Consider the following 14,126-nt stretch of genomic DNA (forward strand, 5'->3'; position numbering starts at 1 on the left):
GTGGACCAAATTTATTTAATTTTTAACTAGCTCCCATTTTTATGGGACACTAGTGGAAAGTTTCATATAATGAAGGAGGAACAGTAAAAGTAAACAATAACAAAGTCGATAATGGTACGAGTACTACCGTGACCGCTTCTACGAATGTTCAATTATCCATAGTCCCTAATTCAGGTTATCATTTGAAGAGTGTGACAGTTGGAGGTGTAGACAAAACGAGTGAAGTGAGTAACAACCAGTTAACGATTACTTCCATATCAAAAAATCAGGAGATTTCTATACTGTTTGAGAAAGATGCTCCAGTTAGTTATATAGTGAAAGTTTCATATAATGAAGGTGGAACGGTAAAAGTAAACAATAACAAAGTCGATAATGGTACGAGTACTACCGTGACCGCTTCTACGAATGTTCAATTATCCATAGTCCCTAATTCAGGTTATCATTTGAAGAGTGTGACAGTTGGAGGTGTAGACAAAACGAGTGAAGTGAGTAACAACCAGTTAACGATTACTTCCATATCAAAAAATCAGGAGATTTCTATACTGTTTGAGAAAGATGCTCCAGTTAGTTATATAGTGAAAGTTTCATATAATGAAGGTGGAACGGTAAAAGTAAACAATAACAAAGTCGATAATGGTACGAGTACTACCGTGACCGCTTCTACGAATGTTCAATTATCCATAGTCCCTAATTCAGGTTATCATTTGAAGAGTGTGACAGTTGGAGGTGTAGACAAAACGAGTGAAGTGAGGAATAACCAGTTAACGATTACTTCCATATCAAAAAATCAGGAGATTTCTATACTATTTGAGAAAGATGCTTCTATAAACTACACTGTAAAGGTCTCTTATAATGAAGGTGGTAAGATAAAAGTAAATAATAACTTTGTAGATAATGGTACCATCACGACTGTTACTGTTCCTGCAGACGTCCAATTATCTGTTGTGCCAGATAAGGGCTATCATTTGAAGCAAATAATGGTAGGTAGTGTAGATAAAACAAATGAAGTGAAGGAAAATCAGTTGTTTTTTTATTCAATATCTGAAAATTTAGAGGTCTCTGTTGCTTTTGAGAAAGATGTACCAACAAGCTATTTCCTTACAATTTTTTATAAAGATCGTGCTGGAACTGTAAAGGTTAATGGTGTTGAGGCTTCACATGGTCAAGGTATCCCAATTTCTGCATCTTCTACAGAGTTTATATTTCTTCCAGCCGAAGGGTATCGCTTAAAGAAAGCAATATTATATTATCAAGTTATGGAAGTCTCTTACCAAGATATAACAGAACAAATTAAGAATAATCGCTACACTCTTCTTTCTTCTACATCTGATTTGAGATTAGATGTAGAGTTCGAGCAGATACCATTTTTTAGTTTTCAAATAGAAGGGGGAGCCGGATTGATAAAGATTGACAATGAAATAGTTCTGTCTAATTATTATTCATATATGGAAGATGGAAGTTCAACTATTATTCAAATTTTGGATAGTAAGTACTCTGAAATAGATGAGGTTCTCTTGAATGAGAAAAATATTACAAGCAAAATTAATAATGGATTTTTGAAAATAGAATCTATAGAATCTGATACAAAGTTAAATTTTAAGTGGAAATCAAAGCAGTATATATTGTCATTAACAGATATTCAAAATATAGAAAAAATATATCTTGAATGGGATGAATTGCCTGTCCAAAAAAATATACAAGTAGCGGCAAGAAAAGGTTTCCCATTAACAATTTATTCAAATAAATTTTATTCAATCTTGAAGGTGCTATTAGATGGAGAATCTGTATATGAGGCAGATCCGGAACATGCTATCTATTATGCGAAAATAATAAGTATGGATATGGATAAGGATAAAGAACTGACTGTCATATTAAAGTTGGAAGAAGAAAGAAGTCTGACTTTAGATGTGAAAGAACCGGGGACTTTGTCTTCTTATTTGTCTGAAGAAGATATAAAGTTAGTAACAAATCTTCATCTGCAAGGAAATATTGACCAGCGAGATTTTGTGGTTATGAATCAAATGGAATCATTATCGGATTTGGATATTACTGCAACTGTAAATAAATATATAGATTATCCAGCAAATGAGATTCCCAAAAAAGCTTTTTATAATAATAAGACAATTCGTTCTATAGCTATTCCTGCTTCTATTGAGTCGGTAGGAGCTCAGGCTTTTTATGGATCTGTTCTAAATGAATTTACATCTACTGGTATTGGTATGCAATTAAAATCAATAGGAGAGGAAGCTTTTAAGGACTGTAAATATTTGACAGATATGTATTATTGTGACGATATAAAGGTGATAGAAAAGGGGACATTCGAAAATTGTTCAAATTTGAAACAAATGAGTTCTCAAAATGTGATAGAAATAAAAGAGTCTGCATTTAGAAATTGTAAGAATCTAACATTCTATTTGGATGGTAGTTTGGAGAGAATAGGCGATTATGCCTTTGAAAATGTACATGAGGTAAATGATAATGGCTATTACTTTGAAAATCCTCAATTATCATATATTGGGAAAAATGCTTTGAAGGGTTGCCAAAATGAATCTTTCAATTTTAAGGCATATATGAATTTGAATGAACTCCCTAGCTTTGAAGGTTGTTCTAAATTGACTTCTATTACTTTGCCTCAGAATGTCAAGCAAATTCCTGTAGGAATATTTGAAGGCTGCACATCCTTGGCTTATGTATATATGAGCGAAAATATAGAGTATATAGCGGAAAATGCTTTTAGCGATTGTAATTCTTTGTATTATTTGTATATCCCGGTAAGCAAAACACCAGAAGTTTTTAACAATAGCTTCTCTGATTTGAATTATCAGTTAACGAAATTAGCTGTACCTGCGGACTATTTACCTTTCTATAAAAATCATCCTGTCTGGGGAAAATTCTCTGTTATAGAACCTATAGGCCAAGCGAGTACTTACCCTGTGGAGATCTTTCTTTCAGAGGGGGGAAGTATGAAGTTCAGAGTCAATAAGGATGAATATTGGCAAGATTTTAATTCTTCTTATTATGGGACATTTGATTCGGCTTCTCGTATTGAGTTTTTTGTCAGTCCTTCGGAAGGGTATTCTATCGAATCTGTTTACTTAAATGGTGAAAATATTACGGAGTCGCTAAATGACAACAATGGATTTGTAATACCGTATCTGTTGGAAAATACTTCCATCTCAGTTAAGTTTAAGAAAAAGGATGTAACCTCTATAGACTCTGTAAATGCAGATAGATATATTTACAGTATAGGTTCGAATCAATTAATCCTACAAGGATTTAAAGTTGGCTCTTTAATTCATGTTTATGAGACAAGCGGTCGTTTGATATTCCGTTCTGAGGTTCAAAATAATGAAGAAAAGATAGAGTTGCCAAATAAAGGCATTTACTTTATACGTATCGGAAGTGAAAATATAAAAATTGCTCTCTAAAATTACGATAGGAATTACGAATCATGGATAATTGTTTCAGGTTGGCAGTTAATAGAACCTATGAATGATGAATAGAAAATGCCCCCCCTAGCCTTTTTCATATCAGAAGGCTAGGGGGCGTTGTCTTAAACGCCTCCCAATTCCTTTTTTAGCCACACTTTCATCACCGGATCTGGAATGATGACCTTGCGTTTCTCTATTTCAATCAACTCTTTTTTAACTAATGCCCTCTTTACGATACTGACATTTGCCGATGAGCCAAGTTTATATTTCTGTAGAATCTCTTGCGTGGTAAACTCGCTATGTACTCCATCTAGGATGGCGCGTAAAAAATTCATTTGATAAGTCGTCAGACTTTCGGTCTGTTTCTCGAATAGCGGAGTGTTTTGATCGATGATATCCTGATATGCCTCCTCAAAGTTCTGCTCCGTAGCGACCTTATCTGTATGAATCCATACCAACCATGCTAATTGCTGCACATAGGATGAATGATTGTCTACCCTTTGGCATATTTTTTCAGCCAGTTCTTTTGAAATCTGCTTACCTGTAGCCTCAAAACGACCACATATATAATTGATCCAATCAGAAGTCCCGATTTTTGGCAGATAAATAGCATCGCCGAATTTATAAAAGGGAAGACTCTTTTTTTCAAATAGTTCATTCATCAAATGCTTCTTGCTACCGAACAAGCAATAAGACACCGACTTTTGTAATTGCCACACGGAACGTAATCGCTTTTGGAATGTCTTCGAATCCTTAAATTCGGCAATCTGTTGAAATTCATCGATACATACGACAATATTATATCCCTTCTTTTGCGCTATTTTTTCGGGAAGTTGTAATATCTCATCAACATCATTACTTTGAGGATTCATCTCAAGTGATATGGAAAAATCTGTCATGGGATCGGTGCCTATGGATATTTTAGGGCTGATACGTGAGAGGAATAGCTTGGTATTCTCCAGCCATTCATCTAACTTTGAGGAAGTTTGTTTGAGAATGGCTGCAGCGAACGCATCATAAAAATCCCTGTCGCTACGGCATGAGAATATATCAAGATACACGACTTTCAATTTGTCGGATTGCGCCAAGTGACATGCTTTCTGCACTAAAGAAGTCTTGCCCCAACGACGAGGTGAAATCAGTACCGTATTTACACCATGCTGAAAGTTCAACAATAGACGCTCTGTCTCTTTCTCGCGATCGGTAAAATTATCGCCCGATGTCGCGACTCCGAATATAAAAGGCTTATTCTCCATGATTTTTCAACTATTATTCTATCGCAAAGATAATCAATATTAGGTTTGTAATAAAGTTGTTACTAATAAAGTTGTTATTTATCTTTCTAGTAGCTTGTAGAAGAAGTATCTTACACATAACTAATGATCGCTATCTGCTTGGTATCTTGCGGAAAGTTTATACTTTTGAGGCGAATAACAGACAATACTAAGAATCTATGAATGTAAAAACACTTTTTTATGCGGTAGCCTTCTTGAGTTTATCATGGGTGCCTTTTACCTATGCGCAAGATGTCCTACCGGAATATACGCAAGCACGCCGCTTCGCCCCGTCGAATGCGGAACAGCTACTTTTCTCTTATACCCTTACCCCCAATTATTTTAATAATAGTGACAAGTTCTGGTATGAGTATAAGACGAGTGAGGGGACAAACTGGTATCTGGTGGACCCCGATTCGAGAAATAAACGATTATTATTCGATCGGGATGAGTTGGCGGCACAGATAAGCGAGATCGTGAGAGAGCCTTTTACCGGACAACAACTTCCTATCGAGGATTTACGCTTAAAGGAAGATGATCGCACGTTTACTTTCTCGATAAAGGGTACGAACGGGAACTATTTTTTCTCGTATGATTATCCGTCGTCCCGGTTGACTCGGATTACGAAAGACGGGATTCCTGCTAAAATCCGTTGGGCGAATGTATCGCCGGATAAAAAGCGGGTCGTCTTTGCGAAAGATTTGAACCTGTATGTCATGAGTTATGAGGATTATGAGAAGGCCGTGAAGGACCCGGAGGATAAGACGATATCCGAGATCGCCTTGACTACGGATGGCGAAAAAGATTTTGGCTTTGGTATGCCCCGGACCTTCTTGAATACCGATACTTTATGTGACCATAAGCGGAAATATGTAATGGGGAACTGGTCTCCCGATGGTCGTTATTTCGCCGCGACTTTGTCGGATCAACGTGAGGTACAAGATTTATGGGTGATTAACTCGATCGCCAAACCTCGTCCTACACTTGAGACCTATAAATATCAGATGCCGGGAGAGGCGGGTTCTCCAATCGTTCATTTATATCTCTTTGATTTGGAAAATGCCGGAAAGCGGAAAGAAATCCGGGTGGATTGTTTTAAAGATCAAACAATCAATCTAGCCTCCAAACCGGATAAGGAGCGTACGGGACTCACTCGGAACTCGATCTGGTTGGGAGATAACCAGACCTTCTATTTGACCCGTGTCAGCCGGGATATGAAACGGGTGGATATCTGTTCGTATACGATCGGGGAGGATTCGGTAAAAGCGATCATTGAGGAACGTCTGAATACCTCTATAGAAACCCGCCCGCTAGCGATGACCGATAATGGTAAGGACTTGATCCATTGGAGCGAACGGGATGGTTGGGCGCATTTGTATCTATATGACGCACAAGGAAATTTGAAAAACCGTATCACCAAAGGGCCTTGGCATGTGGACGCCATCGTAGACGTGGACAGTAAGAATCGTGTCGTTTACTTTAAGGCGAATGCCCGGGAAAAGGGAGATACGACTCCTTATTACGAGCATTTGTACCGGGTGAATCTGGATGGTTCGGGCTTAAAGCTGATTACTCCGGGCGATTATTTCCATCTGGTCTCTATGGATAAATCCATGCGATATATCGTGGATAACTATTCTCGTGTCAATACGATCCCGGCTACGGCATTGTATGATAACCAAGGTAACCGATTGATGACCTTGGAGGAGAGTGACTTCTCCCAATTATTCATGGCAGGTTATAAATTCCCTGAGCCTTTTTCGGTAAAGGCGGCCGACGGGGTGACCGATTTGTATGGTGTCATGTATAAGCCTTTTGATTTTGATTCCACGAAAGTATATCCGGTCATTAACTATGTATACCCCGGACCGCAACAGGAGGGAACTTTCTTTCGCTACATCCCGATGAATCCTCGTACGGATCGTTTGGCGCAAGCCGGATTTGTCGTGGTTTGCATGGGACACAGGGGAGGGCATCCCAGTCGCTCCAAGTGGTATCATAATTATGGATATGGAAATTTGCGTGATTATCCGATGGCGGATCATAAAGTAGCTATCGAGCAGTTGTGCGCTCGTTATAAATTCATGGATATCAACCGGGTCGGCATACACGGACACTCCGGTGGCGGTTTCATGTCTACAGCGGCTATGCTGCTTTATCCGGATTTCTTTAAGGTGGCGGTATCTTGTGCCGGCAATCATGACAATAACATTTATAACCGGTGGTGGGGAGAGAAACATCATGGGGTAAAGGAGATCACGGATGATATGGGAAATATCTCGTTCGATATTCGCATCCCGACCAATCAGGAATTGGCGAGGAACTTGAAAGGCCATCTGTTATTAATCCATGGCGATATCGATAATAATGTGCATCCGGCGAATACCATTGTTGTCGTGGACGAGTTGATCAAGGCGGGCAAGCGCTTTGATATGTTGATCGTACCGGGAAAACGTCATCATTTTGATGACTATAATGAGTATTATTACTGGCGGATGGTCGATTACTTCTCTGAGTATTTGAGAGGCGAACGGGAAACAGGTGTGGATATAAAAGATTTGAAACTGGGCAATTGGTTTCAGGGGTATCAGTGATGAGAAGTAGTATATGTGAGAGAGATTGTTTATTTTTGTCTCGCAAAAAAATAAATAGGATGAAACCTCTTGATATAATAAAGAAATATTATCCGGAAAGTTCGGATGCCTACCGGATTTTGGTGACTCATAGCCGCAGCGTGGCGGATAAGGCATTAGCATTGGCCCGTTTGCATCCGGAGATGAATCTGGATCTGACTTTTATTGAGGAAGCGGCGATGTTGCATGACATAGGGATCTTTTTGTGTAACGCTCCGGATATCGATTGCCATGGGGAGGCCGATTATATCTGCCATGGCTATCTGGGAGCCGATTTAATGCGGAAAGAGGGGTATCCTCGCCACGCCTTAGTTTGCGAGAGGCATACGGGAACGGGGCTTTCGCTTGCCATGATCGAGGAGCGGAACCTGCCTGTTCCATATCGGGATATGCGTCCCGTGTCATTGGAAGAACAATTGATCTGTTTCGCCGATAAATTCTTTAGTAAGACTAAATTGACGAAAGAGAAACCGGCTGATAAGATAAAACAGAGCTTATCCAAGTATGGAAATGAGACAGTTGGGCAGTTTGAACACTGGTGTAAACTCTTTTTAGGGGAATAAAAGCATAAGGGCTCGTTTATTTATTATACATTTGCACGCTGTAACACACTGCAAAGAACGAAGTAATGTTTTTGATATATAGAGTCCTAATCATTCTATTCGTTTTCCTCTTGGGAGGCTTGGGCGTGCAAGCGCAGGAGATTGTCGCTCCTGCCGATAGCTTGGCGCAGACTGATTCTCTCTTGGTGGCTCCTACGGATAGTACAACGTTAGCGGGAGATTCGATTCCAGAAAAGCAGACCGGGCTAGATGCTCCGGTCAGTTATCAAGCGACCGATTCTATCGTGATGACGGCTGGCAACTGGGCATATCTTTACGGGGAAGGCGATGTCAAATACCAGAATATCGAGCTGCAGTCCGAATTGATTGAGATGAATATGGATAGTAGCATCGTGTTCGCTAAGTTTGGACTCGACTCTATCGGGCAGGAGTTTGGCTATCCGTTGTTTAAGGAGGGCGATCAGCAGTATGAGTCGAAGACGATGCGGTATAATTTTGGTACCAAGAAAGGATATATCACGGACGTGATTACCCAGCAGGGCGAAGGGTATGTTACCGCCGGGCGAACGAAAAAGATGGAAGGGGATATCTTGAACATGGTGGGTGGTAAGTACACGACTTGCGATGAGCATGAGCATCCTCACTTTTACATCCAGATGACGAAAGCGAAGGTGCGCCCGAAAAAGAATATCGTAACGGGTCCGGTCTATCTGGTCTTGGAGGACGTGCCGTTGTATCCGATCGGGTTACCTTTCTGTTTCTTCCCGTTCTCGAGTACATATTCATCCGGTATTATTATGCCGACTTTCGGAGACGAGTCTACCAGAGGTTTCTTCTTGCGTGATGGTGGATATTATTTCGCCTTGAGCGATTATATGGACTTGGCTTTATTGGGAGAGATTTATACGAAAGGATCTTGGGGATTGTCGGCCAAGTCGGCTTACCGCAAACGTTATAAATTCTCGGGCAGTTTTAATGCTTCTTATTTGGTGACGAAATTGGGAGATAAGGGCTTGCCAGACTATAATTTATCCAAGGACTTCAAGGTTAACTGGACACATACGCAAGACCCTAAGGCGAATCCTTATCTGTCTTTCTCGGCGAGCGTAAACTTCTCGACCTCTTCGTATGACCGCAATAATCAGAACAGTTTATACCCGAATGCGAATGGGTATGCCGACGTGAACCAGAATACGAAGAGTTCATCCATTAACGTAACGAAACGTTTCCCGAATAACCCGTTCACGATCTCTGGTACGATGAGTATAAACCAGACGACCCGTGATTCTTCTATTGCCGTGACCTTGCCTAGCATGACGGTTACGATGAGTCGTATCTTCCCTTTCAAGCGGAAACATCCGGTCGGGAAGGAGCGTTGGTACGAGAAGATCTCCATGAGTTATTCCGGTACGTTTAGTAATAGTATAACGACAAAAGAAAACTTATTATTCAAATCGAATTTGATCAAAGATTGGCAGAATGCTATGCAGCACTCGATTCCGGTAAGCGCTACATTCTCCGTGCTCAAGTACTTGAATATTTCTCCCTCTTTCAATTATAAGGAACGTTGGTACACCAACAAGATCGAACAGGAATATGATACGCAGAAACAGGCTTTGGTAGCCCGCGACACTACGTATGGTTTTTATCGTATTTACGATTTTAACGCTTCTATCTCTGCGTCTACTACCTTGTATGGTTTTTATAAACCGTTGCCATTCTTAGGTAATAAGGTTGAGATGATCCGTCACCGCTTCGAGCCGTCTATTACGGTAAGCGCCCAGCCGGACTTCGCTTCCTCTCGTTTTGGTTTTTATGAGACTTATGTATATCAAGACGCGAATGGTGAGGATCGTGAATATACGTATTCTCCGTTCGCTCATAATATGTATGGCGTTCCGGGAACGGGAAAGCAAGGAAATATCAGTTTTGACGTAAATAACAATATTGAGATGAAGGTGCGTTCGGATAAGGACTCTACCGGATTTAAGAAGATTAGTCTGATTGATAAGTTATCGTTAGGCATGAGCTATAATATGGCGGCGGATTCATTTAAGTGGAGTGACTTGAGTGTAGGTTTACGTTTGAAATTATCCAAGAGCTATACGTTGAACTTGAATGGTCAGTTCGATACCTATACGTACGATGAGAATGGGCGGCGTGTCGATATTCCCCGTTGGAAAGCAGGAAAGGGTATTGGTCGTTTGCGAGGGACTAGCACCAGTTTTTCTTATACATTTAATAATGATACGTTTAAGAAGTTGTTTGGAGGAGGGGATGGTTCATCGGATAAATCCGGGAATCAATCGGCTTCCACGGATCCGAACGCAGATCCGGATGGCTTGAACCCGGATGGGGAAGGGGATGGTGAGAATAAGGAAAGTGGTGGCCGTCTGTTGGGCAAAAAGAAAGAGACCGGCGAGACGGATTCCGATGGCTATCTGATTTCTAAGATTCCTTGGAGCCTCTCGTTTAGTTATGGTTTGAGCTTACGGTATGGTGATTTTAATCGTTCTAAACTGGAGTATGATTACGCCTTGACCCACTCTTTGAGCTTTAACGGAAATATCCAGCCAACAAAGAACTGGCGTTTTAACTTTAACGCTACTTATGATTTTGACGCTAAGAAGATTTCTTATATGACTTGTAACGTAACTCGTAACTTGCACTGTTGGCAAATGACGGCTAGTTTCGTTCCGGTCGGTCCTTATAAATCCTATACATTCAGTATCGCTGTAAGCTCTGCTTTATTGAAAGACTTGAAGTATGATAAGAGAAGTAATTATAGGGATGGACAGCAATGGTATTGATAATTGAAAATTGATAATTGAGAATTGAAAATTAAAGTTATACAATCCAATAATTTTCAATTCTCAATTTTTAATTCTCAATTACCATTCGATGGGAGTTTGCCCGGTCGCGATTAAATAATCATTGGCTTTGCTGAAATGCTTGTTTCCGAAGAATCCCCGGTAAGCGGAAAGTGGGGACGGATGGGCTGATTTAAGAATCAGATTACGGGATGGATCGATGAAAGCACCTTTCTTTTGTGCGTAAGAACCCCATAATATGTAAACGATATGGTTTCTTTCAGCCGCCAGACGATGAATAACAGCATCGGTAAAGGTCTCCCAACCTCTATTTTGATGGGAACCGGCTTGATGCGCTCGTACCGTGAGCGTGGCGTTCAGTAATAATACGCCTTGATCGGCCCAACGAATCAAATTGCCAGTTGTTGGAACTGAATGCCCTAGATCATCTTGTATTTCTTTGAATATATTGATGAGGGAAGGGGGGAAAGGTACCCCATCCAGCACGGAGAAACAAAGTCCATGCGCCTGTCCCGGCTCGTGATAAGGATCTTGGCCGAGGATAACGACCTTCACTTTATCGAATGGGCAGTGCTCAAAAGCGTTGAACATATAAGGACCGGGAGGATAAACAGTACCTTGGCGGTATTCTTGTTTAACGAAATCGGTCAATTGCTTGAAATAATCTTTTTCAAACTCGTCGGCTAACCGTTTTTTCCAGCTTTCTTCAATCTTTACATCCATAATATAATAATTGGCTGTTAACTAAATAAGTATCATTCCAGCCGCACGTGCTTCCTTGCGCATCTCCTCCGGCCAAATACTTGCCTGTATCTCTCCGATATGAGCCTTACGAAGATAGAACATACACAACCGGCTTTGTCCGATACCTCCACCGATACTTTGCGGAAGTTCACTGTTCAAGAGGCGTTTGTGGAAATAGAGTTCCTTTTTCTCCTCGGCTTTGCAAATATCCAATTGGCGTAACAAGGCTTCTTTATTGACGCGGATACCCATAGAGGATAGTTCCAAAGAACGGTTTAGTATATCATCCCAAACCAATAAATCCCCGTTCAATCCGGTTTGTCCATTCTCGGCGATCGTAGACCAATCATCGTAGTCCGGAGCACGTCCGTCATGTTTCTCTCCATTGCTTAGCGAGCATCCGATACCGATAATGAATACGGCCCCGTATTCCTTGGTAATAGCGTCTTCCCGCTCTTTCGGTGTAAAGGTAGGATATTTTTGTAACAAATCCTCGGAATGGATGAAATGAATCTGTTGGGGGAGCGTCGGGCGGATTTGAGGAAACATCTCGTAAACTAAATATTCGGTACGGACCATAGCGGCATATATGCGGCGAACGATTTCCTTAAGGAAATCGATATTACGTTCGCTTTCGCTCATCACACGTTCCCAGTCCCATTGATCCACATATAAAGAGTGTAAATTACCTAGTTCCTCGTCTGATCGGATAGCGTTCATATCGGTATAAATACCGTAACCTTCTTCAATGTGGTAATCGGCGAGAGTCAGTCGTTTCCATTTGGCGAGTGAGTGTACGATCTCTGCTTTAGAGTCGTTTAAATCCTTGATCGGAAAAGTGACGGCTCGCTCGGTTCCGTTAAGATCATCATTGATACCCATGCCCTTAAGCACGAATAAAGGTGCGGTTATGCGTCTTAGGCGCAGCTCGGATGAGAGGTTTTGCTGGAAAAAGTCCTTGATCTTCTTGATTCCCATTTCAGTCTGGGATAAGTTAAGTAAGGCTTTATATCCTGCGGGTTTAATAAGATAGCTCATATACTTGTTGTGCTTTGTATTTGTAAAATATGTGCGGCAAAGATAATGATTAATGGCAAAATAACAAGAATGTGATCGCTTTTATTTGCAAAATGGCAGAATAAGCGGAATACTTATATGCAAAATATCAAAAATAAAATATTTCTCTCCTGTATTTGCTAAACTAAGATATTATATGTACTTTTGCATAGTTTTTGGCTCGGTAGCTTAGTTGAATAGAGCGTCAGATTCCGGTTCTGAAGGTCGTGGGTTTGAGTCCCACCCGGGTCACAAAAAGTCCTTGGTAATCACTAGATTATTGAGGATTTTTTGTTTATGTGATTTTAAGGTAAGCTATCATCTGGATATATTCTTGCTCTACTCGTTCTTGTTTGCCCTAAAAACTATAACTACATGTGTAAAATAGGATATTCTTTACCTTCTCAGTCCAAATCTGACCTTTTGTATGTGTTAAAGCCTATATGTTCATAAAAACCGACAGCTTGACTATTTTGCTCATTTACATCGACTTTTGTTACTTGCAAATTATCTATGGCATAAGTGATTAATTTTTTTCCTATTCCTATACCTCGATAATTATTGTCAATGAATAACATTTCAAGATTTTCTTTCGCGATTCCCATAAATCCGGCTAAGATTCCCTCTTGTTCAAATCCGAATAGAGTGACATGTTGAAAATATACTGGAAGTTGTTCCTTATAGTATAGAAAATCTTCCTCTTTAAGAAAATCATGTGTATTCAATACTACACTTTCCTAGATTTCCATCAAACGTGTATAATCCATTACTTTAATTTTTCTAATCATAATTGTAAGTACTATTTGAAGCCGCACGGTTCGGAACTTTTACATTCAAAGTTCGGAACTCAAGTTAAAAAATACGTTTACGGATTCTGTTTGGTGCTTGCGGTGTGGTACCTGATTTCCGGCGCTTTTGCAGAACTAACCTTATTCCGTTTTTGTTTTATTACCAGAAAGATGAATTGATAAGATAAAAAATAGAGGAGTTATGTCAGCATTTTACAAATTTCTTTTTCCAATGAAGCCGGATGGTATAGCTATATCGTTGCTGTTGTTGGCGCTTCGTTTGTTATTCGGTGGGTTTGCTTTCGCATGGAATACGGAAGTGGACGAATTTTGAGAGCATGTCTGCCGCATTGCCGGACCCACTGGGAGTTGGGCATTCTGTTTCGCTCGGTTTGGCCATTTTTTGGGAGTTTTTTGTTCGATTGGCTTTATTTTTGGTGTGTTCTATCGGTTGGCAATGATCCCGATGATTTTTGCCATGGGAATGGCTTTCTTCGTGATTCACGGGAATGACCCGTTTTCTTTGAAAGAGTTGGCATTCGTTTACTTGGTCGTTTTTATCTTAATATATAGTAAGACCTGGTAAGTTCTCGTTAGATTGTCTGATCACCGTTTTTGTCACTTGGTTAGTGAAGTAGGACTCTTTTTTATTCTGTATTATAATGCAATATGTTTAATAAAGTTCCCCCAGGACTACGTATTTTTAGGTTGCGTTTTCTCAAAAGTGTGTCCATTTGTAAGAACTAAAACAGCTATATTCATTAACCTTGTCATCCTTAACTGACTACAAAGAGATCTGTAACAGC

The 14,126-nt window shown here is 40.2% G+C and carries 7 protein-coding genes, 1 tRNA gene and 3 pseudogenes; 7 read left to right on the plus strand and 4 right to left on the minus strand.

The annotated features are described in order from the left end of the window. Nucleotides 1-74 precede the first annotated feature (74 nt). Nucleotides 75-542 (plus strand): annotated as a pseudogene (locus tag E5342_RS20105) (InlB B-repeat-containing protein); the annotation flags it as partial. 33 nt (nt 543-575) lie between these two features. Then, the gene (locus tag E5342_RS03680) at nt 576-3,428 is read left to right on the plus strand and encodes a leucine-rich repeat protein (RefSeq protein ID WP_349237377.1); all 2,853 of its coding nucleotides are present in this window, start codon (nt 576-578) and stop codon (nt 3,426-3,428) included. Between the two features lie 125 nt (nt 3,429-3,553). Here E5342_RS03680 and E5342_RS03685 read toward each other — a convergent pair whose 3' ends face one another. Then, entirely contained in the window at nt 3,554-4,687 is a 1,134-nt protein-coding gene (locus tag E5342_RS03685; RefSeq protein ID WP_135958854.1) for an AAA family ATPase, read from the minus strand. A 197-nt stretch (nt 4,688-4,884) separates the two neighbouring features. Between E5342_RS03685 and E5342_RS03690 the strand changes: the two genes are divergently transcribed. The 3 genes from E5342_RS03690 to E5342_RS03700 all read left to right on the plus strand — a co-directional run bounded on the left by E5342_RS03690 (nt 4,885) and on the right by E5342_RS03700 (nt 10,711). Then, nucleotides 4,885-7,299: a S9 family peptidase gene (locus E5342_RS03690; protein WP_135958855.1), complete on the plus strand. Its 2,415-nt coding sequence runs from the start codon at nt 4,885-4,887 to the stop codon at nt 7,297-7,299. A 59-nt stretch (nt 7,300-7,358) separates the two neighbouring features. Next, nucleotides 7,359-7,901 (plus strand): HDIG domain-containing metalloprotein, encoded by a 543-nt coding sequence (locus E5342_RS03695; protein ID WP_121734904.1) that lies wholly within the window; start codon nt 7,359-7,361, stop codon nt 7,899-7,901. Nucleotides 7,902-7,966: 65 nt separating this feature from the next. Beyond that, nucleotides 7,967-10,711, plus strand: a complete 2,745-nt coding sequence (locus E5342_RS03700) for a putative LPS assembly protein LptD (protein ID WP_121734903.1) — start codon at nt 7,967-7,969, stop codon at nt 10,709-10,711. Nucleotides 10,712-10,792: 81 nt separating this feature from the next. On the opposite strand, the gene ung is transcribed toward E5342_RS03700, so the two are convergent. Continuing rightward, nucleotides 10,793-11,455, minus strand: a complete 663-nt coding sequence (ung, locus tag E5342_RS03705; protein ID WP_121734902.1) for a uracil-DNA glycosylase — start codon at nt 11,453-11,455, stop codon at nt 10,793-10,795. Between the two features lie 21 nt (nt 11,456-11,476). After that, the gene (gene asnA / locus E5342_RS03710; RefSeq protein ID WP_121734901.1) at nt 11,477-12,514 is read right to left on the minus strand and encodes an aspartate--ammonia ligase; all 1,038 of its coding nucleotides are present in this window, start codon (nt 12,512-12,514) and stop codon (nt 11,477-11,479) included. A 196-nt stretch (nt 12,515-12,710) separates the two neighbouring features. Between asnA and E5342_RS03715 the strand changes: the two genes are divergently transcribed. Beyond that, a tRNA-Arg gene (locus E5342_RS03715) sits at nt 12,711-12,784 on the plus strand. A gap of 152 nt (nt 12,785-12,936) precedes the next feature. Here the strand turns inward: E5342_RS03715 and E5342_RS03720 are convergent. Then, nucleotides 12,937-13,320 (minus strand): annotated as a pseudogene (locus E5342_RS03720) (GNAT family N-acetyltransferase). Nucleotides 13,321-13,522: 202 nt separating this feature from the next. On the opposite strand from E5342_RS03720, the pseudogene E5342_RS03725 reads away from it, so the two are divergent. Continuing rightward, a pseudogene (locus E5342_RS03725) lies at nt 13,523-13,958 on the plus strand (DoxX family protein). Nucleotides 13,959-14,126: the final 168 nt, after the last annotated feature.

The organism is Parabacteroides distasonis (assembly GCF_004793765.1).
Classification (GTDB): Bacteria; Bacteroidota; Bacteroidia; order Bacteroidales; family Tannerellaceae; genus Parabacteroides; species Parabacteroides distasonis_A.